At 44.1% G+C, this 24,173-nt stretch carries 22 protein-coding genes; 5 read left to right on the forward strand and 17 right to left on the reverse strand.

Annotation, left to right across the window (positions count from 1 at the left end):
* Positions 1-311 precede the first annotated feature (311 nt).
* From AC58QM_RS21945 to AC58QM_RS21955, 3 genes are all read right to left on the reverse strand, one after another.
* Positions 312-1,280: an NAD(P)-dependent alcohol dehydrogenase gene (locus AC58QM_RS21945; protein ID WP_497286983.1), complete on the reverse strand. Its 969-nt coding sequence runs from the start codon at positions 1,278-1,280 to the stop codon at positions 312-314.
* A gap of 113 nt (positions 1,281-1,393) precedes the next feature.
* Positions 1,394-2,038: a DUF2238 domain-containing protein gene (locus AC58QM_RS21950; protein WP_497286984.1), complete on the reverse strand. Its 645-nt coding sequence runs from the start codon at positions 2,036-2,038 to the stop codon at positions 1,394-1,396.
* Positions 2,039-2,131: 93 nt separating this feature from the next.
* A complete protein-coding gene (locus AC58QM_RS21955; RefSeq protein WP_497286985.1) occupies positions 2,132-3,421 on the reverse strand; it encodes a DUF4309 domain-containing protein in 1,290 nt (429 codons plus the stop codon).
* 155 nt (positions 3,422-3,576) lie between these two features.
* On the opposite strand from AC58QM_RS21955, the gene AC58QM_RS21960 reads away from it, so the two are divergent.
* Positions 3,577-4,332, forward strand: a complete 756-nt coding sequence (locus tag AC58QM_RS21960) for a hypothetical protein (RefSeq protein ID WP_497286986.1) — start codon at positions 3,577-3,579, stop codon at positions 4,330-4,332.
* A 37-nt stretch (positions 4,333-4,369) separates the two neighbouring features.
* Here AC58QM_RS21960 and AC58QM_RS21965 read toward each other — a convergent pair whose 3' ends face one another.
* Entirely contained in the window at positions 4,370-4,861 is a 492-nt protein-coding gene (locus AC58QM_RS21965) for a DinB family protein (RefSeq protein WP_497286987.1), read from the reverse strand.
* A gap of 143 nt (positions 4,862-5,004) precedes the next feature.
* On the opposite strand from AC58QM_RS21965, the gene AC58QM_RS21970 reads away from it, so the two are divergent.
* A complete protein-coding gene (locus tag AC58QM_RS21970; RefSeq protein WP_497286988.1) occupies positions 5,005-5,409 on the forward strand; it encodes a CBS domain-containing protein in 405 nt (134 codons plus the stop codon).
* Here AC58QM_RS21970 and AC58QM_RS21975 read toward each other — a convergent pair.
* From AC58QM_RS21975 to AC58QM_RS22015, 9 genes are all read right to left on the reverse strand, one after another.
* Positions 5,406-6,500 (reverse strand): HD-GYP domain-containing protein, encoded by a 1,095-nt coding sequence (locus tag AC58QM_RS21975; protein ID WP_497286989.1) that lies wholly within the window; start codon positions 6,498-6,500, stop codon positions 5,406-5,408. The genes AC58QM_RS21970 and AC58QM_RS21975 overlap by 4 nt on opposite strands.
* 117 nt (positions 6,501-6,617) lie before the next feature.
* Positions 6,618-7,142 (reverse strand): hypothetical protein, encoded by a 525-nt coding sequence (locus tag AC58QM_RS21980; protein WP_497286990.1) that lies wholly within the window; start codon positions 7,140-7,142, stop codon positions 6,618-6,620.
* Positions 7,143-7,310: 168 nt separating this feature from the next.
* Positions 7,311-8,606, reverse strand: a complete 1,296-nt coding sequence (locus tag AC58QM_RS21985) for a neutral/alkaline non-lysosomal ceramidase N-terminal domain-containing protein (protein WP_497286991.1) — start codon at positions 8,604-8,606, stop codon at positions 7,311-7,313.
* A gap of 44 nt (positions 8,607-8,650) precedes the next feature.
* The gene (locus tag AC58QM_RS21990; RefSeq protein ID WP_497286992.1) at positions 8,651-9,868 is read right to left on the reverse strand and encodes a DegT/DnrJ/EryC1/StrS family aminotransferase; all 1,218 of its coding nucleotides are present in this window, start codon (positions 9,866-9,868) and stop codon (positions 8,651-8,653) included.
* Positions 9,869-9,885: 17 nt separating this feature from the next.
* Positions 9,886-11,613 (reverse strand): polysaccharide deacetylase family protein, encoded by a 1,728-nt coding sequence (locus tag AC58QM_RS21995; protein WP_497286993.1) that lies wholly within the window; start codon positions 11,611-11,613, stop codon positions 9,886-9,888.
* A 24-nt stretch (positions 11,614-11,637) separates the two neighbouring features.
* Positions 11,638-12,891 carry a DegT/DnrJ/EryC1/StrS family aminotransferase gene (locus AC58QM_RS22000; protein ID WP_497286994.1) on the reverse strand — a complete coding sequence of 418 codons (1,254 nt, stop codon included), beginning with the start codon at positions 12,889-12,891 and terminating at the stop codon, positions 11,638-11,640.
* 153 nt (positions 12,892-13,044) lie between these two features.
* The gene (locus tag AC58QM_RS22005; protein ID WP_497286995.1) at positions 13,045-14,667 is read right to left on the reverse strand and encodes a type 2 periplasmic-binding domain-containing protein; all 1,623 of its coding nucleotides are present in this window, start codon (positions 14,665-14,667) and stop codon (positions 13,045-13,047) included.
* A 123-nt stretch (positions 14,668-14,790) separates the two neighbouring features.
* Positions 14,791-15,678 carry a carbohydrate ABC transporter permease gene (locus AC58QM_RS22010; protein WP_497286996.1) on the reverse strand — a complete coding sequence of 296 codons (888 nt, stop codon included), beginning with the start codon at positions 15,676-15,678 and terminating at the stop codon, positions 14,791-14,793.
* A gap of 15 nt (positions 15,679-15,693) precedes the next feature.
* A complete protein-coding gene (locus AC58QM_RS22015) occupies positions 15,694-16,623 on the reverse strand; it encodes an ABC transporter permease (protein ID WP_497286997.1) in 930 nt (309 codons plus the stop codon).
* 187 nt (positions 16,624-16,810) lie between these two features.
* Here AC58QM_RS22015 and AC58QM_RS22020 point away from each other — a divergent pair, with 187 nt between their 5' ends.
* The 3 genes from AC58QM_RS22020 (at position 16,811) to AC58QM_RS22030 (ending at position 19,538) form a co-directional block, all read left to right on the forward strand.
* A complete protein-coding gene (locus AC58QM_RS22020; protein ID WP_497286998.1) occupies positions 16,811-18,205 on the forward strand; it encodes an extracellular solute-binding protein in 1,395 nt (464 codons plus the stop codon).
* A gap of 173 nt (positions 18,206-18,378) precedes the next feature.
* Complete coding sequence (locus tag AC58QM_RS22025) at positions 18,379-18,522, forward strand: hypothetical protein (RefSeq protein ID WP_497286999.1); 144 nt, start codon at positions 18,379-18,381, stop codon at positions 18,520-18,522.
* A 14-nt stretch (positions 18,523-18,536) separates the two neighbouring features.
* Positions 18,537-19,538 carry a metallophosphoesterase family protein gene (locus AC58QM_RS22030; protein WP_497287000.1) on the forward strand — a complete coding sequence of 334 codons (1,002 nt, stop codon included), beginning with the start codon at positions 18,537-18,539 and terminating at the stop codon, positions 19,536-19,538.
* Positions 19,539-19,630: 92 nt separating this feature from the next.
* On the opposite strand, the gene AC58QM_RS22035 is transcribed toward AC58QM_RS22030, so the two are convergent.
* The 4 genes from AC58QM_RS22035 to AC58QM_RS22050 form a co-directional block, all read right to left on the reverse strand.
* Positions 19,631-20,971, reverse strand: coding sequence for a sugar phosphate nucleotidyltransferase (locus AC58QM_RS22035; protein WP_497287001.1), 1,341 nt, complete (start codon positions 20,969-20,971; stop codon positions 19,631-19,633).
* 24 nt (positions 20,972-20,995) lie between these two features.
* Positions 20,996-22,117, reverse strand: coding sequence for a glycosyltransferase family 4 protein (locus AC58QM_RS22040; RefSeq protein ID WP_497287002.1), 1,122 nt, complete (start codon positions 22,115-22,117; stop codon positions 20,996-20,998).
* Complete coding sequence (locus AC58QM_RS22045; RefSeq protein WP_497287003.1) at positions 22,114-22,938, reverse strand: DUF6492 family protein; 825 nt, start codon at positions 22,936-22,938, stop codon at positions 22,114-22,116. Before AC58QM_RS22045 ends, AC58QM_RS22040 begins: the two co-directional genes overlap by 4 nt.
* 142 nt (positions 22,939-23,080) lie before the next feature.
* Entirely contained in the window at positions 23,081-24,172 is a 1,092-nt protein-coding gene (locus AC58QM_RS22050; RefSeq protein WP_497287004.1) for a toxic anion resistance protein, read from the reverse strand.
* Position 24,173: the final 1 nt, after the last annotated feature.

Below are 24,173 nucleotides of genomic sequence, written 5' to 3' on the forward strand. Positions count from 1 at the left end.
TGACTTTGAGTAATGAACCTGCTTCCTCTGCTTCCTCTGCTTCCTCGCAAGCTAACTGGATTTTCTCCATCTATTTGAACCGTTTTTCTAGAATTGGAATGGTTAACTGTATTTCCTGTAGTTAAATTCCTGCGATTTGCTCGATCCTTCAAATATCATACAATTTAGATGTACTTTATCCATCTAATCCTGCATTCACGTCAGATTCGGACAAATTAGCTGTAGTTTATACATCTAAACACGTATTGGCAGCTCACATGGATCTCACTCAGCGATGAGCTTCCAATTTTCATCAAAAATGTACTTCCCATTTATTTGACATGAATCATAATTTTCCCCACGTGACGACCTTCACCAAAATAATGAAGAGCCTGAGCTACATCACCCAAAGGGTAATGACGATCCATCACAGGCACGATTTTCCCCGCCGCTCTTAGTTCCATTAGTTCATTCTGATCCTTCTTATTTGGCTTGTGCAACAGGAGTCCCATTTTTTTCGTGCCAAACATTGAAATCAAGGGTCCAAATAACATGCCTTGCAAAATCCGATGCATCGGACCTCCCACCATCACGTACTGGCCATTCGGATTTAAAGCTCGTTTGCAGTCGAAGATGGATCGCGTTCCTGCGATATCAAGGATTAAGTCATACCGTTGACCATTTGCAGTAAAATCATCTTGGGCATAATCAATAACATGATCCGCACCAATCGCTTGAAGATCAGCCAATTTTCCAAGACTATCTACACCCGTCACTTCAGCCCCAAAGTATTTGGCAAGCTGGATGGCAAAAGTACCGACACCCCCACCTGCCCCATTGACAAGTACCTTGTGTCCTTCCCGAATAAGTCCTTTATCTCGCAACCCTTGCAAAGCAAGGACTGCCGCTTGTGGCATTGCCGCCGCATCTTCAAAGCTTATGTGGGTTGGTTTCAGTGATAACGCTTGTTCGGACGCGCATACATACTCCGCAAACCCTCCCCAGTTGCACCCAGATAGGTCTCCAAACACCTCATCTCCAGGAACAAACTGTTTAACCTTTTTGCCAACCGCTTCAACGTGCCCCGCTATATCTGCGCCGAGAATGTTGAATTTAGGCTTTCGCAAGCCACCGATCCGCACTAAGAATGGCGATCCACGAAGAAGATCCCAATCCCATGAATTAATTGAAGTTGTATGTACGTTGATCAGTACTTCATCATCTTTGGGTATTGGTTTTTCCACTTCTTTGAAATTCAGTTCATCCGCTGTACCGTATTTATGATAAATGATAGCCTTCATGAGGATCCCCCTTGCCTGTAAGATGCGTACCTTATCAGCTTATGTCACGCTTACATGCTTAAGTATACGCATAGGTTACCGTGGAAATATAGCAAAAAAAGCTGAATCAAGGGCTACCCTTCATCCAGCTTTAATTTCTCGCTTTTAGTTCGCCTTATCACATAAGCCAGAATTCCGAGTGTTACAAGTGCTCCAGCTAAGGCAAGCCCCATGTCCTTATGAGAATCGAATACATCTCCTTGCATGCCCACGTATTCCTCTCCATATTTCTCTACCGCGTAGGCTGCACCCATTTCTACAATTTCAAAAAAGGCACTAATCCCAAGAAGAACTACTGTAGTAATGGCATATGACCAGAAGCCGAGCTTAATAGCAACACGGATAAGTAATTCACGGAAGGGATAGGCCCAGAACACGCCGAAAGCGAAATGAACGACGCGATCATAATAACTTCGCTGAGTACCCATCGTTGCTTTCAGCCAGGTATCAAAAGGTGTGGCTTGGTACGTATAATGAGCTCCGTAGGTGTGCAAGCATAGAAAGATAAACATGCACAGATACGATAAATTTGAGAATTTGAAAACTTGATAAGTGAACGCTAGAACCAATACAAGGGCCACTGGAAGCAAGCTCTCCATCAGCCATTGCATACGCTGTGTTGGTGAAATAGCTGTATATACAAAGTAAGCCATGTAAATGACAATCATCACATGCAGAGGCCAATTACGTGAAAATGATACATCATGTTGCGTCAGCATAGAAGCAGGCGACCTTCATTTTTAGTTAGGTTCGTGCATCTAGTTTGACAAGGATCCCCGCAAGATATACATGAAGTCAACGTGCTTACACGGCTACGGTTTCATTTTTAACATCAGGGATTCAACCTGCCCGTCTTTGGTCGCCGCATTGATGTACAATTCATAATCGCCTACTCGGTAATATAAACCCCAAACACCATCTTCACCATTGATCTCACTACTTGGCATTCCTAAAGCTTTTTTCACCTCAGGTAAGCTGTAATCAACCGCCGCACCAAGCACCCGAATGGCACCGATTCGTTGATCTGGCGGCCAGAAGTACAATTGATAGTGATGCCACCGCTGAAATTCCACTTGCCTAGTTCCCACTTCATGAGGTTTTCCCCATTTGGCAATCACTTCATCCTGTGCAGCCCCGATACCGAATTCAACACCAAGAATTTTTCCCGTAGCGGCTACCTCCAAAAACTTCGGATTAAGCACGATCTTTTTTGTCAAATGAGCAATCGAACTTGCATCACCAGGCACGGGCTCCTTGCCATCGACCATTGAAAAGTTAGCGTACGTATTTTGGAAGTTTACCTCCCTTAGATCGAAACCTTTTATTTCTAACAATACGTAATCGTTGACTAAATCCTTATCACTTCCCGCGGCATATTGATACGACTGATACGCAATCATAGCTTCTCCCGCTGAAACCAATACATCTTCCAACTCCACGGAATCAGAGTACGACGAAGATGACTTAATCAAAGCATAAGTTCGATCACCGAATGTTTGATATTCCTTTTTCCATTCCGGTTGCTTCAAGATCCCTTCAGCCCATGTCTTCACTTCTACCGGAGCATGAACTAGTGAAATTCGTGTATAAATGTCGGGTGATGAATTCCCTTCAGGTGTATAATCCGTACATGCGGAAATGAGCCATATCCCATCATGGGTATAATCTTTTCTCATTGTGATCATATAAGCAACTTGATCCGTAGTGGTAACCAGCACAGAACGCGGATTTAGAGGTTTACCGATCGTTTGGAAGTTCGTAATTTCCTTCTTCAACTGTGTCTGAACGAATTTTTGAAGCACGTGGATATAATCTTTATTTTCAGGATCAGCCTGAAGCACCTTGCGTTGATCTTCTGTGTATTCATACCCGACTGTGCTATCGTGAACTCTTGAAAGCAGATGCAACAACCTATCCCTATCCTGCAATTTGGTGTTTACCACAATAGGGTTTGGGGATGCCGTGTTCCCCTGATATAGCGTTGGACTTGGACTAACCGATATTTTCGATTCTTCAGAAATTCTATCCTTCGAGACTGAATAACCCACACCACCGCCTATTACCAATGCACATAGAACCGCAAGCAGATATTTGATTGGCATCTATATTCCCCTTCCCTCTTTCACCCCACCAAGTCTTTCCAATTAGTTAGACGTGAACGATGTAGTGAATGTTCTGTGTTTTTCAAATTTAAAGCCGCAATTCCCCCTTACATAAATCCACCATGTTTGTACCACAATAGCCTTGAGGTGTCGAAATGTTATCCTTCCGCAATCGCATTTATTTCGTACTTTCGGTGTTAGTAGGAAGTACACTGCTGCAGGTTAATCCCGAAGCAAAGGCTTCTAGCTGCCTCCCTATGGAGTCCGCAGAAGTGCCTTCAACGCAAACCGATGAGCTTGAAAAAAGACTACAACATCTTGAACCCCCGCTTCCCGTACATATGGATGAATTACCATTTCAAACTAATCTAAAAAAACTTTACCCGAAACATACGGTGTCCCTGAGCGAGGTCATGCATAAAGGCACTCAAATTCCTTTTAACCGCATGACAAATAAACCTGCTTATATTAGACCTGTCTATGAGCCGCATTGGCATAGTACCTATTGGGGTGGTAGATGGAGTTACCTACCTTCTCGCATTTATTATGCCTCTCATCGCCTGTTTACCACTTATGATATCGGACTTTCGAATTGGATGAATTTCGAGAAAGATATGGGTTTTCAGATTGATATGTTTCAAAATGAGACGGCTCTCGATATGTATCTCGTGGTTTTTCAAACGGAGGTTACAGCGGTATATACAAAAGGAAATCAGATTGTTATCGTGGGTAATCCTAAGCGTGATGGCGTTGAAGTGATTACGATTAAAACAGGAGATCTTCGACCTGAAAATAAGAAAGACATGCTGCTCGTTCAATTAGCCACTGACTCCGGTCATGAGTTAGATTACTCTTTAATCAGCTATGTGCCGCCTGATTTTTGGTTACAACAAAAAGCTAAACATAGGTAATCAAAGCAAATAGGCGCTTTTACAAGCGCCTGTAGCGTTAGATTCGATTTTGCTGCATTTGCTTTTTCAACAGCATGATTTGTCCGATATGATATGCGTTATGGATACATAGATTAGAAATCACGCCCCACCACGGTGCTTCGAAGTAGAATGGTAATCTTTTCTCCAGTTTCGCATCCTCACAACTCGTAATGGCCTCACGCCAAAGTTCGAAACCATCGCTTAACTTCCGTATGGACGCCTTCCAATGCTCTTCATCTTGATATTGCCCTGTATCGGATGTTTCGATGTTTGCGATGTCACTTTCTTCAAACGGAACATCTTTTACGAAGCGATTGAACCACATCTCATTCCAAAATATGAGGTGATTCGTGATCTCCCAGATGGATTGCGAGTTGATCGCTACTTTCAAAGCAGCCTCATGTACAGAGATATCCGATAAAATCTTTGTCGAAGATTTGAACCAACTCTCATCATTATGGCATGCAGCTAATTGATCAAGTAGTACAAGTTTCACACTTGTCAGCATGATTACCTCCAAGATATTAGGACTTCCACCCTAAAAATAATTTCAATTTCCAGTTATTACACCCTTCCATTTTACACTTTCATGACGAATTTATGTTTTAATTAAATAGTGAAAGTATTTTAGATGCAAAGGAGAGATACAAAGTGGAAATTAAATCGTTTTTGTTACCTAAGGACAAAGTCTCCTACCTGACGACATCAGCTTCGATGAAAGAAGCGATAGAACGGCTGGAAGCCTGCCATTATACAGCGATTCCGATTATTGACGAAGAAGGAAAATATGTCGGCACGTTATCCGAAGGAGATTTGTTATGGAAGCTGAAGTGCACTCCGGGTCTAACTTTCGATAATATGCACGAAATTTCTGTGACGAATATTCGCAAACGAATCTACAATGAGTGTGTCGCTATCCATGCTCATATGGAAGATATGTTGGCACTAGCTGCGGATCAGAATTTTGTTCCCGTTGTTGATGGGGACCGTGTTTTTCTCGGCATCATTCGACGCAAAGACATCATTGAATATTATACGAGAAATATTACCGATTAAATTAAATCGATCATGACATGAAGCGAGGAAGATAAGTCAATTTCAAAAGGTGACTTGATCTTCTCACCTCGCTCGTTGGTAAGTACTCTAACGACAGGTCTAGAGGGAATGTACGTATTATGTCGGCAGACAACACCGAGTTCACCCGTGCTTAATTTCACGCCTTGTCCAACTGGGAAAATGGCAACTTTATTCCGAAATTGGGTTACTTTTTTGATATCAAATAAGGTTCCGGCATTCGCATATAGGATTTCCAACGCGTAATGCGGCGCAATCGAATTCCGATACGTTCTCGGATGGGTCATCGCATCGTACGAATCGAGCATCCCGATCCAACGCGCATATTCATGAATTTCTGTTCCTTGAAGGTTATGAGGGTAACCACTTCCATTAATTCGCTCATGATGCTGTAACGCACAGATTGCCGTAAGCAATGGAATGCCCATATCCTCTTTAAGCATATGAAAGCCTAACTCTGCATGTTTCTGAATCTCCACATATTCGCTGGTCGTAAGCTTGGTACGACTTAATAATAGCTTTGCTGGAAGCTGAATGTTACCGACGTCATGTAGTAATGCACCCATTCCTAATTCTGTTAACTCTTTCTGAGAATACCCATGGAGCATACCAAGCTTCGTTGCATAGACGCAAACATTAATCGCATTTTGACAAAAATGCTGTTCTAACGTAGTAGCTGGAACCATATTAAGAGTCGTAAGGGAGACCAAATTGTGTCTCCCTTTTCTCATATCTTCAATCACCCTAGTGATACCTTCAAACAGTAAAGTCGAGATTTCTGCAGTATTTGATGAACCATGCAAAGATGAGGTCGCGCTGAATTTGCTGAAAATTTTACTCAACACGATGCGCAGCAAAGCACGTGTCTCTTCATGAATCGATTCTTCGATCGCGATGTCATCCGTATCTCTGTCTTCAATATACAAGAAGTCAAGTCCCATGAGGACTAACTTTCTAATCATGAATTGTGTAAGTTCTACGCCATGTCCGATCATCACTCGACCTTGTTCAGACAAAACGGCTTTACCGATCCGCATGCCCGGCCGACATTGAGCCGTTGGAACTATAATCATGGTCTATACCTCCGCCAAAAGATACAATATGATCCCTGTATTCTTTCTCAGTATACGGAGTGGAAATCAAAAAAACTGTCGAAAACACTGCAAGGATTGAAACAAATTTTCTCAAAATCAGACATCTGTTAAAACTTTATTTCTCGTTTTCCTCTTGCCCCAAGGCTTAAATACGGATAGTACAAACATGGCCAGTAATGAGAGAAGCTGGAGACCGATACCTACGAAGAGATATACAGTGTTAGCCACATAAGCACCTTGATTCGCACCTTCTAGACCTACATCCGTTAGTAATGTAATGCCTTTCAATGTCCACACATACATGCCAAAAGGTCCTAGGATAATAGCGATTAGGGTAAGTATTTCTTTGACAATAATCCAATTGTATTTCACCAAGCCCCAATGCGTTCTCAAAGAGAGCAGCACCCCTGTGACGATAGTCCCAATGATGGAAGCGCGAACAGAACTTCCTGATAAAACATGCATGGCCTTATAACAGGCGAGTACTAAGGCGGAATCTTGGGTGCTTACGGCCGTTATACTCAAAATGAGAAACGTGACACTCGTCCCCAGCATGATGGCTGAGAATACAATGTGCAGGCTTAATAGCCACTTTTTATTCGTCATGCTCATGGTTTTCATCGTTCCACAATCTCCCTTGTAATCCTTCTTACCACTAAGATAATCAATTGAGATTAACTGGTTGTAAACCATTTCTTAAATATTCCTAAACTGATGAAAAACATACCTAATAAAAAGGAGTTCCCGCGCATGGCAGGAACACCCTTGGTTTCAAATTTGCTAGCTTGGTTACATCAGCAACTTCAGCAAGGCATCTTTTACCGTTGACTCCACACGGTGATCGAAGCTTGCAGGCATTGCAAAGTAGAAGGTGGATTCGTGCGTCTCATAGCCACCTTCTTCCAGTTGTTGAGCGGTAGGGATATAGCCAAACATACCATTCGTATATCCCATCGGCAGTATGCTTCCATCTGTGATCCGCTTGATAAACAGTCCGTAATCAACTACGACTTCAGCATTCATGCCGATAAGTGAGAGATTATCCGCCAGCTTCAATACCGTTAACTCAAGCGGAATATGTGCCGACAGATTGTCATATCGCTCCAGCATGAGGCTGCTCCATTCACCAATCACGCCAGGCTTCAAGGCTGATTTTATAAGCTGCTCACGTTCTGGAAGATTAGCTAGCGGAAGTTCAACCACTGTCTTACGCCATTCCACATGAGATGGGGGTGCTTGACGCAAACGCATACGCAGCGTTTTCAACACGCAATCGGCAAAATCTATCCCGATTTGCTCAACAACATCGTTGTTTCCTCGTATGACCTGCATGCCATTTCCAGGGTTAATATCACCGCAAGTTCCCTGTAGAAAGGCAACGACTGCCCCTTCGTCAATAGCTTGCTCCACCAACGTCATGGCAACACCGGTAAATTCCGATGACACTAGATTGTCCCTTGTAATAACCGGGTGACATGCGTAATGGACAAGCAGCCCTTTGGTTCCTCCATCCTCTTTAACAAAGCGAACGACTCGCAGCTCGTGATCCACGGGTCCCGCTTCAGGAGGCGATTTCGCTACGCCACGTCGATTAATCCCTAGTGGAGATACTCCAGTTCCCTGCTCAATTCGAACAGGTTCAACTTGAAGCAAGGCTACTTCAATACCTTCAAGCATACGTAACTCCAGCGTATTCACATATTCTGCGTCCATAACGCCTAGGTACGAAGTGAATAAGCCACTCGTTTGGGGACCAGAATGCGTGTGAGTTCCGTGCAGAAGAATAGCATCCTCGGCTATGCCGAAGCGCGCCTGAATGCGCTGCTTCAGTCCCGGAACTTGATCGCTTCCCCACCATAGCAAATCTGCTGAGATGAGAACTGCTTTTTCTTCTATTGAGTCATCGCTCTCCCCTTCACTAGTTGTAATAACAAAGATACGCGCATACAACTTGTGCGAAACGCCTTCAAAGGGACCTAGCTCGCTTCGAACCGCGAATCCAGCAAGCGGAACAGGAAGAACGGGAGTAATATCAACCTTACTTACTCCAACTTGCAAGAACGGCTTCGACATCCTACTCACCATAACTCCCCTTTCCCTGTACACGATCCTCGTGATAACTAAGGTTATTAATACGATTTGATGACTTTCTGGATCGCCGCCGCAACGTCATGCATGGCTTGCTCATCGGCGAGCAACACGTTCTGTCCAAGCCAGAGTACTTCTTTGTCACTTAACCGTTCGCTGACGGGGCAAATATATACCTTATCTTCTCCCGTCAAAACGCGTGTGGCGTTCACAATTGCCTCGTTGCGATTCAGCGGCACATACCCATGACTGATCGGAATCCCTTCCGCATTCACTTTGCGAATGAAGTCGGTTTTGTCGATCCGATCTGTCACTGCTGAAGCGAGCCGGAACATGTACAGGTGATACGCATGTCGTGTGATACGAGGTTCCGATTTCAGCACCTCAATGCCGTCGATGCGACTTAATAGTTCAGTAAGCAGCTTCGCATTCTTTTCCCTGAGCTGCATCTGCTCTTCCAGTCGCGTCATCTGAGCGAGCACGATCGCCGCTTGCAGCTCGGTCATCCGGTAATTTTGCCCGATGCGATCGTGCTGATACCAAGCCCCCGTTCGCGAGCGGCCTACATTGCATAGTGACCACGCAATTTCCGCTAGTTCATCATTATTGGTAAGAATGATGCCCCCTTCACCACTATTCAGGTTTTTGCTCGATTGCAAGCTGAACGTTCCGAAATCTCCAATAGCCCCAACACTGCGGCCTTCCCAGCTCGCACCAACGGCTTGAGCAGCATCTTCAATCACCCGCAACTTATGAGCAGCTGCTATTTCATTGATGCGACTCATATTAGCTGGAGCACCGGCAAGGTGAACAGGGACGATAGCTTTCGTTCGTGAAGTGATGGCTCCAGCTACCTTCTCCGGGTCGAGCAGAAGTGAATCTTCCTCAATATCTACGAAGACAGGAACAGCCCCATAGGCAAGTGCAGCCGCAGCCGTAGCAATAAACGTGTAAGGCGGCACGATGACTTCATCTCCTGGCTTAACACCCGCTGCTTGCAGTGCTACCGTAATGGCGACCGTGCCATTTACAACACTAATGGCATGCGCTGCCTGGTGCAATTCCGCGAATTTGTGCTCCATCTCAGGGAGCTTAGGCGTATATTCAGGCGTATGTACAACGCCCGTACCTCCCCATTTCCCTGAACGAACAACCTCGAGAATAAGCTGCTCTTCCAGCTGCCCGAATATCGGCCATTTCGGGAATTCATCGATTCGAACAGGCGTCCCGCCATCCACGGCTAATGCTAGCTTCTCCATGTCCTCACCTCTTCCTTTTATGAAACATCTACATTCGCATGTATGATAACCTTGCGGCATGGCATGCCAAAATGCTTCTCATGTCCTTCATGAGGTAAGAATGCTTCCGAAGTCTGCATTGGCACCCAAACAACAAGTCCATCAACAGGAGGATTTGCTTGCAGCTCAATATTTCCGTTGCTATCACATGTGATCCGAACTGATCTTCGCAAGCGCGTCCAATCTTGAATCTGCTGTGATTTCCAAAACGTGAAGCCCAGCTCTCTCGCTTTTGTCACGAGCATTCGAATTGCGTCCCGTACCTCTTCCCTATTGTGAATGTGAATCTGATGGAATAGAAAATGTGCAATACCGTTCACTTCCAAGGTTTGCTTTAGAAAGGGTTCAATCACCTTATTGTCAGCCAAATGGCCAAGATCCAGATCCTGTGTTAAGAAGCCAATCTCAAGCACATCATAGAACCTATTCTTCTCATCAAATAACGAAATAGGAAAATAAGGATGACAAGTTCCAAATAAGAATCCGACATTACCTTTTTTACTCGGACCTCTGGTTTGATCACTCGGGATTTCGTTCTTTTCCAGCCATTGGAAGAGCTCACCCCATCCTTCCACTCGCGTGTAATGGTTTTTGTTGGTTGTTACGTGTTCTAAGCCTGTCGCACCCTTCAGCCAACTTACCTGTCGATCAAATTCAGCTTCATCCCAGTACCCATTGTCTTTCTCCAAAGCGTTATAATGGAAGGCAAGTTCATGATCGGCTTGCTTCACTTCCTCGTAGATAGGGGCACTATAGCCAGGTTCAATCATGCACCAGGTTGTCTGAATGTGGCATTCTTCAAGCAACTTTAGTGTGGCCACTGCGTGTTCATCCTGATTGGAATCGCTGTCATGTGAGATCAATGCCATATGCTTGACGCCTTCTGGCCAATAACCTGTGAATGGCAATGTCATTTGCTTATCGAGTGCACATTGCAGCACATGTCGGATCAGCGCCTCTCGCCAATAATCCGCATACGGCCACGGGAAATAAGGAATACCGGTTTCTGTAAGTACACGGTCGAATTCCCAGTCCATCGCAATGCGATCATCTGCTTTCAGAATATCCTCATTGACATTTCCACTGCCATCCAGGGCTGGAACACCATCGTCTAGAACAGGTCCCGTGCCTTGCTGCATGTGAACGATCGTTAAGGGGATATTGACGGTCCAACGATGAATGCTTCCTTGCCCTACATCAAATATTTGAAGGGCAGGTCCCTTATCAGGACCATCGGGACGCCCCTGATTAATCGTCCCACTGACTCGACAAGTAGCTTGCGTAACGCCTTCCGGTGTCGCTTCACCAGCTTCTATCCAAGGGTTAGCGGATAAAAAGCGTAATTGACTCGGTTGTCCCGACTGAGTTGGTACGATCTCTGCATAGCCAGCGCCAAGCTCTCCCGTCTGGATATAGCCTAAGTTGATGGCTAATGCGTTAACACCAGCATACGAAATCAGCGTGCCGCCTTGCTCCGCATACGCCCATAACAGCGCAGCTTTGGCCCCACTCTCTTGTGAACAAGCGACAATGACGATGTCGAATTGTTGTAAGCTCGCAGCATCTAGCTCCGTTAGGGATGTATAAGAAATGCCAGCATGTTGTAAGACTTCTTCCACATATTTTTCAAAAACGTTTAGTCCGTACTTCCATTTGCGTGCAGCAGCCTCATGTTCGACGAGGACTCCGAATTTGGCCATCTTCATTTCAATTCCTCCATCCGCTGTCGGCTACACGGCTTTCAAGCCCGACTCCCTATAATGAGCAGCCACCTTGCGAATGCCTGCAATGATCTCATCGATATCCTGTTCACTGAAGAATTCGTTGACGGGTACGCGAATCGCATTCTTCAGAATATGTTCAGCCGTGGGGCAAAGCCCTTCGCTATACGTAATATCAGATAGCTCAAAGGGGTAATGACTGCCTGTATACGCTTCCCGATTCAAAAATAATGGCTGCATATAGACCGGTTGAGGGATATAGCCTGCCGAACTGTCAATTCCCTCAGCTTGAAGTGCTTGGGCGAACTCGTCTCGTGTACAAGTAAGGGTATCCGTATCAATCGTAAACATGTAAAACCAATAGGTGCATCTTCCGTCCGTCGTTACTTGATGCGGATGGATGCCGGGCACATTGCTAATGCCAGCTGTTATGGCATTTCCGTACTGGCTGCGCTTGTCACAAATCCCTATTAATTTCGATAGTTGAGCAATACCCACGGCACCTTGCAGCTCCGTCATCCGATAATTGGGCGCAAGCAGCCTCATTTCTCGCTGTACTTGGTTACCGAATCGGCTATAATTTTTGTCAGCAAACGCATGCGTCCGTTGATAATCCGCTTCAGATTGTGAGTTGACGGCGACAATGCCCCCATCTCCGGTTGAAATGTGTTTGTAATCATTTGTACTAAAACAACCATAATCTCCTAGGGTCCCGACCAGCCGGCCTTTGTAGTAGGTCATATAGCTTTGCGCGCAATCCTCGATGACGATTAACTTATGTTCACGTGCTAATGCAAGAATCGGATCCATATCCGCTGGATTGCCTGCTAGGTGCACGACGATGATCGCTTTCGTCTTCGGAGTAATGCGTGCTTTAATCGTTTCTGCTGTCATGTTGTACGTATGTGGATCCAAGTCAGCAAAGACGGGAATCGCATTCTGATACAAGATGCCAATAATCGAGCCTGCATCCGTGATGGGGCTTGTGATGACCTCGTCACCAACACTTATGCCGGCTGAACAAATGGCCACATGCAGCGCAGCTGTGCCAGATGATGTAGCGACACTGTACGTAAGTCCATACAAGGCATTAAATCGCTCTAAAAACTGCTTTACTTTACGTCCCGAATGATAAAATAACGTATTTTGTTCGAGTGCTTCGACGAGCTCTTTGACTTCTTCTTCGCCAAATCGCTTTCCAGTGCCGTAAGGCGTTGTTTTGATCTTGGAACCACCGAGAATGGCTAACTGTTCTTTCATCATGCCAAACCTTCTCTCGTGTTGAAATATGTTTATAAATCTTATAATTCAATAGGAATAATCAGATATGGATTCGTAGATCGCCTCCCGAGCAACGCTAGGGTCACTCGGGAGACGTGTACGGACTGCAGAAGTATGACGGATTCTTACTCGTTTTTACGGATTCTCGGACTTAAAGACAACAGGCGTTTTAAACACTTGCGAGATTGTCTTCGCATAATTATCGAAGATCTCTTTACCATGATACGTGGTCATCAGTTCTTTACGATACTTCGGCCAATTGCTTGCGTCCTTCTCTTCGAAGAGGATTTTCACCATATACGCACGCATTTGTGTACGGAATGCGCCGATATCAAAGCCTGGAGGAGGAGCAACGTTCGTGCCGAGTACTGGATATTTATAGGTTTTCAGTTTTTCAATAATAGCTCGGTCATGATCGGTTTCGCGTGGATCGATAATGGTTAGACCAATTGGGCTCGGATCTTGCACACCATAAGCGAAGATGGAGCTATATACATCAAAGAAATTACCGTTAGCTTGATTATCTTTCGTGATCGCATCAGGAATTAGCGTAATCGTGTTGCCGCTCTTCGTATAATTAGTGCCTTCTTTCCCATAGTGCGACAGCAAATAACCTTCTGGACTTGCTAACCAATCCATAATCTCAATGCTTTTCTTGATTTTTTCTGGCGGTGTTTTGGCACCAAACAAGAATGGAACGCCTGGCAGAGCAGCATAGTTAACAGCATTTGGCGTAATGTGGAACGGAACGAAGTCCGCCGTTTTAACGCCACTGATATCAATTGTTTTCTTCTTCACGCTCGTCGCTACATTATCAAATGCAGCCGTACGTAGTACGCTTTGGAAAATCCCTGCTTTCCCTGCTTCAATTTTCTCGAGTTCTTGCCCTGGTTTAGCTAGAAACCAGTCAGGATCTACGATTTTCTGAGCCATGACGGCACGAATATCATCAAGCACTTTCCCCGCACGAATATCGGATTGCGGATCTACATATTCCCCATTCGCTTGATCATACCAGAGATCGACGCCTAGACCATTTTTGTACCACTCTGGAAATTGCTTTGAAACACCAATACCATTACCGAATGTGGTGAACCCGTACGTATCATTTTTACCATTGCCATCCGGATCGTTAAAAGTGAATGCTTTCATGACATTAATCATTTCGTCATAATTCGTTGGCACCTTCAAACCAACCTTATCCAACCAGTCTTTGCGCACATAGTAGGATTGGTAAAGCTGCTTTTCATAAGGAACGGGGGCACGCATAAAGACTTCTTGAACTTGATAGCGTGAAATAATTTCAGGGGTAACCCACTTGTAGTAGTTAGGCATCGTTTGGGGATTCACATAGGGGGTCAGATCGGCAACCGCTTTATCAATAATAAATTGATTCGTTTGCGCGCCGTCGGCTTGAAACATATCAGGGGTTGCACCAGATGAAATTTTTAAGTTGATTTTGGTCTTATGATCCTCACCTGGGACACCATATTCCATGTTCAGTTTGACATTGAACTTCTGCTCAATCGCTTGACGAATGTAGTCTTTATCAGGGGCTGGCAATGATACATCGTTCGTTGGAACAAAAGTTAACCAATTCAATGTCATTGGCGGTGCTTTGGTAGCTGCCGCTGTCGCAGGAGCTGCTGACGAGGAAGTAGATGCAGAAGGTGTAGCCGTAGATTCGTCTTTCGAACAACCACTCAATACAACCAAACTAGCCATTACGCCGAATGCTACCTGTTTACGTAATTTCATGCAAACGACCTCCCATTTGTACTTGAATTCATTCACAAGTCTGCTCTGGTTGTCTTTATGACTGAAACGAAGCAAATCAAGGCATCACTCCTTTCAAGCTCGCAAGCTTGTGCCTCTAAACCTTTACCCTTTGATGGAACCGACTAACATACCCTTGATAAAATATTTTTGAATAAACGGATAAATGGCTAATAGCGGCAATGTTGTCACGACAACGGTTGCCATACGGATGGTGTCCGGCGGCAAGGTTTGAATGACAGAAGGATTCGTATTCAACTCTTGACTCACGCTAGACGTAACGATCATATTGCGCAGAATAACCTGAATAGGGTACAAATCGCGGTCTGACAGATACAAAATGGCATTAAAGTAAGAATTCCATTGAATTACGCCATAGAACAAACCTATCGTGACAATAATCGGCATGGATAAAGGAATAACTAACTGAAATAATGTTCGAACATCCCCACATCCGTCTACTTTCGCCGACTCTTCGATCTCCGTAGGGAAATTGATAAAGTAAGTACGCATGATAAACATGTAGAACGGTGAAACAAGTGTTGGGATAATGAGTGCCCAGATCGAATTGATTAAGCCCAAGCCCTTTACGACGAGATAAGTGGGTACGATACCACCACTGAAGAGCATTGTGAACACAATTGCCAGAAGAAAAAATCGACCACCCGGTACATCCTTCTTCGAGAGCGGATAGGCTAGACAAATCGTAACCAGAAGACTTAAGAAAGTACCTATAACCGTAATCAGAACAGATATTTTAAGCGCATCCGGCACAAGCTTGCTGCCGAATATTGCTCGGTAAGCCTGCAGCGTGACTTCCTCCGGAAATACGACAAATCCACCGTTACGAATCAGTTCTTTATAAGGAGTTATCGACTCGATGAATACGAAATACAACGGAAACACGGCAGTTAAACAACAGAATGTAAGAAATACGTAAATGATGACATCGATTATGCGATCCGATTTACTTTTATGTACTGCAAAAGACACATGTTCCACCACCTATTAGTAGATTCCCGAACCACCGAATTTCTTCGCGATACGGTTAGCGGCAATGACGAGCGCAAATCCAATAACTGATTTAAATACCCCCATTGCTGCAGGAATACTAAAGTCGCTCTGCTCAATGATTCGGCGGAATATCCAGGTATCCAGAATATCTCCAACATTCGTTACACGCGCATTGAGGAATACATAAATTTGATCGAAGCCTGCATCAAGAATCGTACCTAACCGCAGAATGAGCAATAAGATGAAGACCTCACGGACGCCAGGCAATGTAATATGCCAAATCTGCTTCCAACGGCCTGCTCCATCCACAACAGCAGCTTCATAGAGCTCGGGATTGATAGTAGCCAGGGCAGCAAGGAAGAAAATAGCGCCAAATCCTGTATTCCTCCACACATCCGTAAGGATGATAAGAGGCCGGAATAAATCCGAATTCGCAAGTACGTTCAGTTCTCCCCATCCCATATTTTGATAGAACGTGGTGACGAGACCTGTGCCGGGAGAGAAAAATGAATACACCAGACCATATACGATAACCCATGATAAAAAGTAAGGGCCATACGTGATCGTTTGCACAATCTTTTTAAACCAAGTAACGCGGATTTCATTGAGAAGTAAGGCGAGAATTAAATCAGGAAGTAGATTGAAGACGAGTCTGTACACGCTAATGAGGAGAGTATTGGTCATGAGACGGAGAAAATCAGGTGATTTAAAAATAATTTCGAAATTGCGCCAACCCACCCAGGGGCTATCCCAAATTCCTTTTGTGACACTGTAATCTTTGAATGCGACGAGCAATCCTGCCATGGGGACGTATCGGAAGATGAGAAAGTACAACAGGCCAGGAGCCATTAACAGATAGAACCATCGGTATCGAACTATTTTTCGAAAAACACGATTTGACTTAGAACTGGCGATAGAAGCCATGTGGTCACCCCCCGTTTACAATCCCATTATAATTTATAAACACAAAAAAATACAAGTGCTATACATGTTTAATTTACGTCTTTAAATTGACCAAAACTCGTGCTATGTCTCACTTTTTTTATGTTGTATATTTACCAAATATTGTTTAGAATACATACAACTGAGCAAATAGGTGGCGATTCTGATTATGAGAAAAAAGGACCAATATTGCTATTCGTCATTAACCGACATCCTTCGGGAACAAATTCTTTCTGGCTTTATCAAGAAGGATGAGTTCCTTATGTCCGAGAACGAGTTAAGCAAATATTACGAGCTCAGCCGCAGCTCCGTTCGTAAATCACTTGATCTCCTCTTGAAGGAAGGCCTTGTTGTAAAAAAAGCCGGACTCGGAACCTTCGTCTCCCCTGACGTCACGGTGCGGAAATCGAAGCGGAAAGTGTTGCGCATTTTAACCATTACACCTTCCTATTTTGTCGATCACTGCTTACCATTCATCTGCGAAACATTCGAACAACAACACCTTGATGTGGACATTAAACTGCTCAGTTTTCCAATTGCACAGTTCTGGGAGTCCTTGCACAAATGCATTGAAATGGGTATTCAACCTGACATTTGCATCATTACAGACACACTCTTTCAAGAGCATAAATCGATGGACGATTTTGTGAGTTTAGATCGTATTATGGATGATGAGCTGAGTCGGATGTACCCCAAGTTGCTAGATGGATTTCGCAAGGATGGAAGCAATGGCAGCGTCAAAGCCTTACCTGTCACTTTTTCGGGTATATGTCTCGCTTATAATCCGCGCATGTTCGACAAATATAGCATTGAAGCACCTCGCCATGGTTGGAATAAGGAAGAATTTATGGACACCGCTGGTCGTCTGACATTTGATACGAATCAAGATGGTATCATTGATAATTATGGTTTTTCTCTGCCATCGACACTCAATCGCTGGAATGTGATCGCCATGCAGAATGGATTTGACTATAACAAACCGAATAAGAAAGCGCTTTTAGACACATTGACGTTTATGCACGATATGATATATCGCAAACGCAGTGCGTTGGTTTCTCATATGCAACTGCACCGTGTTGCTTTCCAAAGCGAACAAGTCGCCATGATGCTAACGACGACCATTGAGCTTGCTGGGTTTGGCAATCAGCTGCCCTTCGAGCCCAAATTCGCGCCGATGCCGTTCGGTGAATCACCGAAGACATTGCTCATTGCCAATGCCTTGATGGTTCATTCTGCTAGCACGGAGCGTGAGTTGGCCATCCAGTTTCTTCAAACAGCCTGTCACCCTGATGTGCAAGCCAAATTTGGTAAATCACGCTTCCTCTCTGTACTTCACAGTATTAATCAGCAGTATTGGGATCGGCTTGATCTGGAGTCACTCCATATTTCTGATGGTCAATTACATGACGCCTTCTACCAGCATGAGACCATCTCTGACATGCAATTGATGCAAGAAGTTAACAATGAAATGATGCTCTATTGGGAAGGCATGGAATCGGCCGAACAGTGTGCGCGACGACTGCATAAAATACTTTCACCTCGAAAGAAAGTGGCTAGCAGATAACATGACAAATGCTGATTAACGCAAACCTAAGTGTACTTAGGCTTGCGTTTTTTCGTATGATGCCAGCCAGATCAGTCGTCTTAAGTAAAATGTGCGCCTTACTCATTACGGAGCGATAGGGTCCAACATATGCTAGTACTAGTTGGACAACCTGATTGCAGGAGGCGTTGCGCGTGTTAAGCCCCGAAGATGCGAATAAAATAATTGAAACTTTTTTGAGCCCAATGTGGTTTTTCGTCACCTCACAAGAAGACAAGGATGAAATTCACCGATTGGCCAATGCATTGCGATTGGCTTCAGGTCAGTCACAAAATTAAGGGGGAGGTACTTGATGCTGCGCAAAAATGATGCTGACAAAATAATAGAATCATTTCTACAACCGCGTTTAAAGTTCCTCCAATCCCAAACAGATCGAAATGAAATACTCCGCCTAGCTGATGAGCTCAAAAAAGCCGCTGTTGACTCCCCACTACTTAGTTTCTCTGTCGTCAGTGATATTCATATTCAATATTGGGACAGCAACGCTCAGACAAAATGGCATGCCGCACTAACAGATTTACATCAATTGAACGCAAATTTAGATGCACTAGTGATTAACGGAGACCTTGGCGATGGGCGTCCCAATGACTATGCGATGATCACTTCCATTTTGCAAAAGCATTCGCTGCCGAACCAAGTCCTCTTTACGATGGGCAATCATGACTATTACAAAGCCTACTACAACGCTTCTGGTGAATGGGCGCCAGCTACATTTCCCAATGGAGAATCGGAGCAAGCTTCTATTGCACGCTTTCTGTCATTCGCAAACGTATCCAGCGTTTATTATGATCGATGGATTCAAGGCTATCACTTTATCTTTCTCGGTTCTGAACAATACCGACAATCGAATCCAGACAATAATGAAGATGCTTGGTTGTCTTTAGCGCAATTAAACTGGTTGCAGAGTAAGCTTCAAGAAAACTATATGACGAATAAGCCTCTGTTTGTTTTTCTGCATCAACCTTTCCAAGGAACCGTTTCTGGCAGCCTAGCACGGGGAATTGTTCAGCATGACGAATTGAAACGGATACTCGCTAACTACCCAGAAGTCATATTCTTCACGGGCCATACGCATTGGGAATTGAAACTTTCAACTACACTAGTTCGAGAGGTATGTACAATGGTCAATAGTTCGTCCGTTAGCTACCCATATAACAGCAGTGACGAACTGATTGAGGAAAGCCGATCAGAGGGCTTAGTTATCGATGTGTATGCGAATCGCGTGCACATTAGGGGCCGAGATTTCCAAGGGCAAGCTTGGATACAGGCGGCAGATTTTACATTAAGTCTTTGACAGTCTTGGCTACATTAATCCCTATCGCTTCTTTAAGGTTAACCATGACTAAGACCTGCCAACTTCAAGAAGTGGCAGGTCTTATCCTCGCTTTACCATAATGTAGAAAATCGAATGATATCCTCATCCGCAAGGTCATTCCCCAACCAAACTTCCATTAACACCAAATCTGTAACTGCCTTGATCCCATGCTTACTGTTAGCTGGAATTTGCAAAACATCACCTGACACAAGTCTAATTAGTTTGTCCTCCATAAGAATTTCCGCGCAGCCAGATAGAATCGTTAGGCTTTCTTGTCGATGGCTATGCAAATGATAACTGGTCATCTTTCCTTGGGAGAGCCTCACGATTTTAATCATGCTTTCTCTCCTGTGTTCTTCCTCCTTTTCATATTTCAACACTTGATAAGAACCCCATCTTTTCTCCCCATGCATGGGAAACGGTGGCGCTTGCGTGAGTCTTTCTTTGATCATATGAGCTTTATCTTTGTTCGCAATCAAAATACCGTCTACGTTAGCCGCGACAATCATATTCGAGATACCGATGACTTCAATTGGATAGGGGAGTTCATTAATGAGATGTGTATTCACGGAATCATCCGAAATTCGACCTGCACCGATCTGACTGTCCAAATGGGGTGTTAATGCCTTCCAACTGCCTACATCACGCCATACCCCCTCATACTCCATGACTATGGTGTGTGGATTGCGCTCAACGACTTCACGATCGAAGCTTGTATTGATCACTTTCTCGTAATTTGCTAGCCATGACTCCACTTGCGTCGGTTGTCCATTGTTCTTCAAATAGCTCAGCATGAACCTTAAAGGGAAGGCAAACACCCCGCAGTTCCACAAAGCTCCATGTTCAATGAGATCTGCTGCCGCTTCTTCATTCGGTTTTTCGACGAAATGACGTACAACAGCAAAATCATCGGTATCCTTTGGAAGAACAGGTACAATATAGCCAAACTGATCAGAAGGCATATTAGGTTTAGAACCAAGTAGCACTAAATCTGTCTTGGAACGCGAAATGACCTCAGGAAAACGATGTAACAGTTGAAAAAAAGCCGAATCAACATACGTGTCCACGGGGAGTATACATATCGTTTCATCTGGATGTACTTTCATCATCTCAGACAGATAGGTAACCGATAACGCGACTGCCGCAAAGGTTCCTCTTTTGAATGGTTCACTAATGATGGGAATGTGCTCGCCTACATACGTACGCGTTATCTCTACTTGACTATGATGGGTGACAATACAGGTGGATTGCAGCAAACCCACTTCATCCAATTGTCGGCATATACGCTCAATCATCGATTCTTGACTACCATCTTTGGATTTCAAAAGCTTAAGAAATACCTTGGAGCGAATTTCGTTGGATAAAGGCCATAATCTTTTTCCAGATCCCCCGCACAATAGTACAATACGCAAGCCAAATACTCCTTTCTTGGGACATCACGCTTCACCCTTATTTCTGTGACCAATCACTTTATCGACGACCTGCTTCATCAACTTCCCGGCGCGTTCCCAGGTTATAGGAAGAACATCCAATCTTCCTTGTCTTCCCTTTCTTTTGCACAGTTCAGGATTCTCGTAAGCTTTCCTCATGTTCATTCGTAAACTAGCATGATCGGGTTCTGCCCATAGTTGTTCCTTTTCAGCAAATAAATAACGGAATGGGCGTGAAATGGCATGTCGACTATTCATGCTAACTGTCGGATTCTTTAACTGATACGGAACGAGAAACGAATTATTATGGGTTAGGAAGTCCATCTGCCCGCCCCATGCCGTCGTGATAACCGGGATACCACTAGCTAATGCTTCAAGAAATGGGAGTCCAACCCCCTCGCCTCGTGTAGCAAGGACGAACGCATCCCCTAATGTGTACAAGCCTTTAAGCTGACTTTCACTAAGTCGTCGGCCGATGATGATAATCGGTGCCGTTTCATTACGTAATCCTAATCTCTTCTTGTATTGCCAAATCTGTTGTTGAATCCATCTCTCATTTTCATAGGGTTCATATCCGTTCGTTTTGATCACAAGCATGACGTTATCTTTCGCGGAAAATTCTTCCCAGTACGCTCGCAGCAAGCCTTCTGGATTTTTGCGATGCTGAAAGCCAAAGACAGACACAAAAATAAATTTGCCTGCTGTACGCGGCAAGACGAACTTTTTATTGTTTGGATGAAAGGCCTTGGTATTCACACCATGTGGAACAATGAAAATCGGGACAGTAACCCCGCTAAGCACAAGTGCTCGCTTATTATGTTGTGTTGGTACACATACTGCATCAAATTTGTTCATATGAGATAGCCATTCTTTAGGCGTTTGGGTCGTTTCCCAAACCGTGTTTAAAATAATGGGATCATATAAACGCCGTTCACGATCCCACTTCATATGACTCGGAACATCGTGATAGATAAGCACCTTTTTACCGGGTCTTTTGCCAAATTTCCAATGACCAAGCCTTACATCAACTCCTTGCCGCCTAAGGGAGGCTGCATACGTTCTGCTTGCGTGACCAAGACCACTTACTTTATGAACAGGCCCTTTCCAGACCACAAGATAGGGTTTCATTTTGTCACCAACATCGCTGTTTTAACATACCCTTTGCGCTTGTGAAGTGAAATGGATCGATAACTTTTGGCTAAGGCTGACATCCTAGACGAGGTAATTTGCGAATCACGCACATGCAAGCTTATATTTCGGGCAGGCTTCAAAATCATTTTGTGCGGTTGCGTTGAATAAAGAAAATTACCGTATGTTTCAAATTCAGAAAAAGCAAATTGCTTGGATTTATTCATACTTTTCATAATGGCTGAATACCAGCTGCGATTGTGCTTGGACTCTATGGCTTGTTTCAACTGCTTGACTTTCGCTTTCTCGAACAGCATGTAATGCGTAACGAAGGACAATCGCGCCGAACGATTTCTTCCCATCAATTTTCTATACGTTTTGAAATATTCGGGTTGACTCCAATCCCGACAGTAGAATACGGTTTTGTCGCCCACTCTGAAGGCATGAGGTCGAATTAGAACCGTATCTGCATCAATGACCATATAGTACTTAGAGGAACACAACGTATCTCCGTTCAATTTAAGTAGCTGTTGATACAGCCAACCGGTACGATCCCATGTTTTGGATTGATAATGGATATCCTTCTTCGTGATGGGAAGAACCGTATCTTCATGAACGAATCGACAACCTTTTCTCGAGCAAAGCTCGATAATACGTTTTTTCATCGGAGCCACTATGATGATTTCACCAATCGGGTGCTTCACATATTTTCGTATACTATCAATGACAAGGGGGAGTGTTCCCAAGTCTTTCTCAATCGCTGGGATTATCACATCCAATTGGGGGCCCTGACTAAGCGCTTCTTTTACTTGCATGAACATGACATCATCTCCAATATTCAAACGTTTGGATTATCATATGTCAGGAGAATGAAATGGCATGGGTTAAGCGGTACACGAGTCGTATAATAAAAAAAAAGCCGCCAAGGATCATATCCCTGACAGCTTCTTATCTCACTATGTTTTATTCCAAAAGTCCGCCTAGTTCGGACGCTTTGATTTCTGCATTCGTTTTCGTGCCAGGCGTTAAACCTAATCTTTGCGTCATTTGCTGACTAATGTTGCCCAGTCGTTGCGTGTGTTCAGTCGCCGATTGAATGATTGTCCGATTCGATTGCTCGAAGAGATCCAGTGCAGCAAAAAGATCGTTCATCCCTCTTTCAATCGAGTCCATCTGCAAGCCTGGCTTACCGAGCAAATCATTCGTTCGTTGCGTCGTTTCTTTCAACAAGCGCGAATTCTCTTCAAACATTTTATTCAATGTCGAGTTCGCACTATTGACGGCTTCAATCGTTTGTACTTGATCCTCAATGGCCATTGAGATCATGGCAGACACCGTAAGTAGATTCTGAGTTTTATCAATCGTCGCATCTACCGCATCAATAAGTTTGTCATTATTGTCGTTGATGATATCCGTACCTGCAATCGCTTGTTGGTACAGAATGACCATCTCTTGAAAAGACTGAATACGCGTTACAACCTTGCGAAGTCCTCTTTCCAAATGGGTTTTGCGGTGTTCATTCTCAGGTTTAGCAATTTCCACTTCGAAAAGCTGCTTTAAATTCTCCCCCATCGCAATTCGCATTTGCAAATTGTAGACCGATTCAATGGAATTTTTTTTCAGCGTCTTCATGTAAGCCATATTCTCTTCCAACGTTTCTTTCCCGTTACGCAGGGATTGAACGATTGCATTGACGTTTGTTTTCACAGACTGATACTTATAAATATAGTTCTTAAGTGGCGTCTTCTTCATCATTTTCTCGAAAAAGCCAAGCTGCTTACTCTTGCTTAATGAGTCTATTTCGCCGCGCAACTTAAGGATGTTATTCTGCACCTCTGAGCGTTTGCCGGACATCAATTCATTGACGGGACGTTCTAGCATTGCAAGGGATTGTCCAGCTTGTTCCATCGTTTTGGAACCCATACGACCAATGGAATCCATTAACGTTTCTAATTCCATCGTATCTGTTGAAGAGACTTTCTCAAGCAATTGCTTGGCTTCTAGTTCAACCTTCTGCAAATCCGTTGATTTTAATTGCACCAATTGTGTTGTCATG

The sequence above is a fragment of the Paenibacillus sp. J22P165 genome, from assembly GCF_059692015.1.

Excerpts from the sequence above, each read along its gene's own strand:
- AC58QM_RS21975 (WP_497286989.1), bottom strand. The coding sequence starts at position 6,500 with ATGATTATAGTTCCAACGGCTCAATGTCGGCCGGGCATGCGGATCGGT.
- AC58QM_RS21990 (WP_497286992.1), bottom strand. The coding sequence starts at position 9,868 with ATGGAGAAGCTAGCATTAGCCGTGGATGGCGGGACGCCTGTTCGAATC.
- AC58QM_RS22045 (WP_497287003.1), bottom strand. The coding sequence starts at position 22,938 with ATGTTCATGCAAGTAAAAGAAGCGCTTAGTCAGGGCCCCCAATTGGAT.
- AC58QM_RS22030 (WP_497287000.1), top strand. The coding sequence starts at position 18,537 with ATGCTGCGCAAAAATGATGCTGACAAAATAATAGAATCATTTCTACAA.
- AC58QM_RS21985 (WP_497286991.1), bottom strand. The coding sequence starts at position 8,606 with ATGGTGAGTAGGATGTCGAAGCCGTTCTTGCAAGTTGGAGTAAGTAAG.
- AC58QM_RS21965 (WP_497286987.1), bottom strand. The coding sequence starts at position 4,861 with ATGCTGACAAGTGTGAAACTTGTACTACTTGATCAATTAGCTGCATGC.
- AC58QM_RS22040 (WP_497287002.1), bottom strand. The coding sequence starts at position 22,117 with ATGAAACCCTATCTTGTGGTCTGGAAAGGGCCTGTTCATAAAGTAAGT.
- AC58QM_RS21955 (WP_497286985.1), bottom strand. The coding sequence starts at position 3,421 with ATGCCAATCAAATATCTGCTTGCGGTTCTATGTGCATTGGTAATAGGC.
- AC58QM_RS22000 (WP_497286994.1), bottom strand. The coding sequence starts at position 12,891 with ATGATGAAAGAACAGTTAGCCATTCTCGGTGGTTCCAAGATCAAAACA.
- AC58QM_RS22050 (WP_497287004.1), bottom strand. The coding sequence starts at position 24,172 with ATGACAACACAATTGGTGCAATTAAAATCAACGGATTTGCAGAAGGTT.
- AC58QM_RS21950 (WP_497286984.1), bottom strand. The coding sequence starts at position 2,038 with ATGCTGACGCAACATGATGTATCATTTTCACGTAATTGGCCTCTGCAT.
- AC58QM_RS21945 (WP_497286983.1), bottom strand. The coding sequence starts at position 1,280 with ATGAAGGCTATCATTTATCATAAATACGGTACAGCGGATGAACTGAAT.
- AC58QM_RS22015 (WP_497286997.1), bottom strand. The coding sequence starts at position 16,623 with ATGGCTTCTATCGCCAGTTCTAAGTCAAATCGTGTTTTTCGAAAAATA.
- AC58QM_RS21980 (WP_497286990.1), bottom strand. The coding sequence starts at position 7,142 with ATGAAAACCATGAGCATGACGAATAAAAAGTGGCTATTAAGCCTGCAC.
- AC58QM_RS22020 (WP_497286998.1), top strand. The coding sequence starts at position 16,811 with ATGAGAAAAAAGGACCAATATTGCTATTCGTCATTAACCGACATCCTT.
- AC58QM_RS21995 (WP_497286993.1), bottom strand. The coding sequence starts at position 11,613 with ATGAAGATGGCCAAATTCGGAGTCCTCGTCGAACATGAGGCTGCTGCA.
- AC58QM_RS22005 (WP_497286995.1), bottom strand. The coding sequence starts at position 14,667 with ATGAAATTACGTAAACAGGTAGCATTCGGCGTAATGGCTAGTTTGGTT.
- AC58QM_RS21960 (WP_497286986.1), top strand. The coding sequence starts at position 3,577 with ATGTTATCCTTCCGCAATCGCATTTATTTCGTACTTTCGGTGTTAGTA.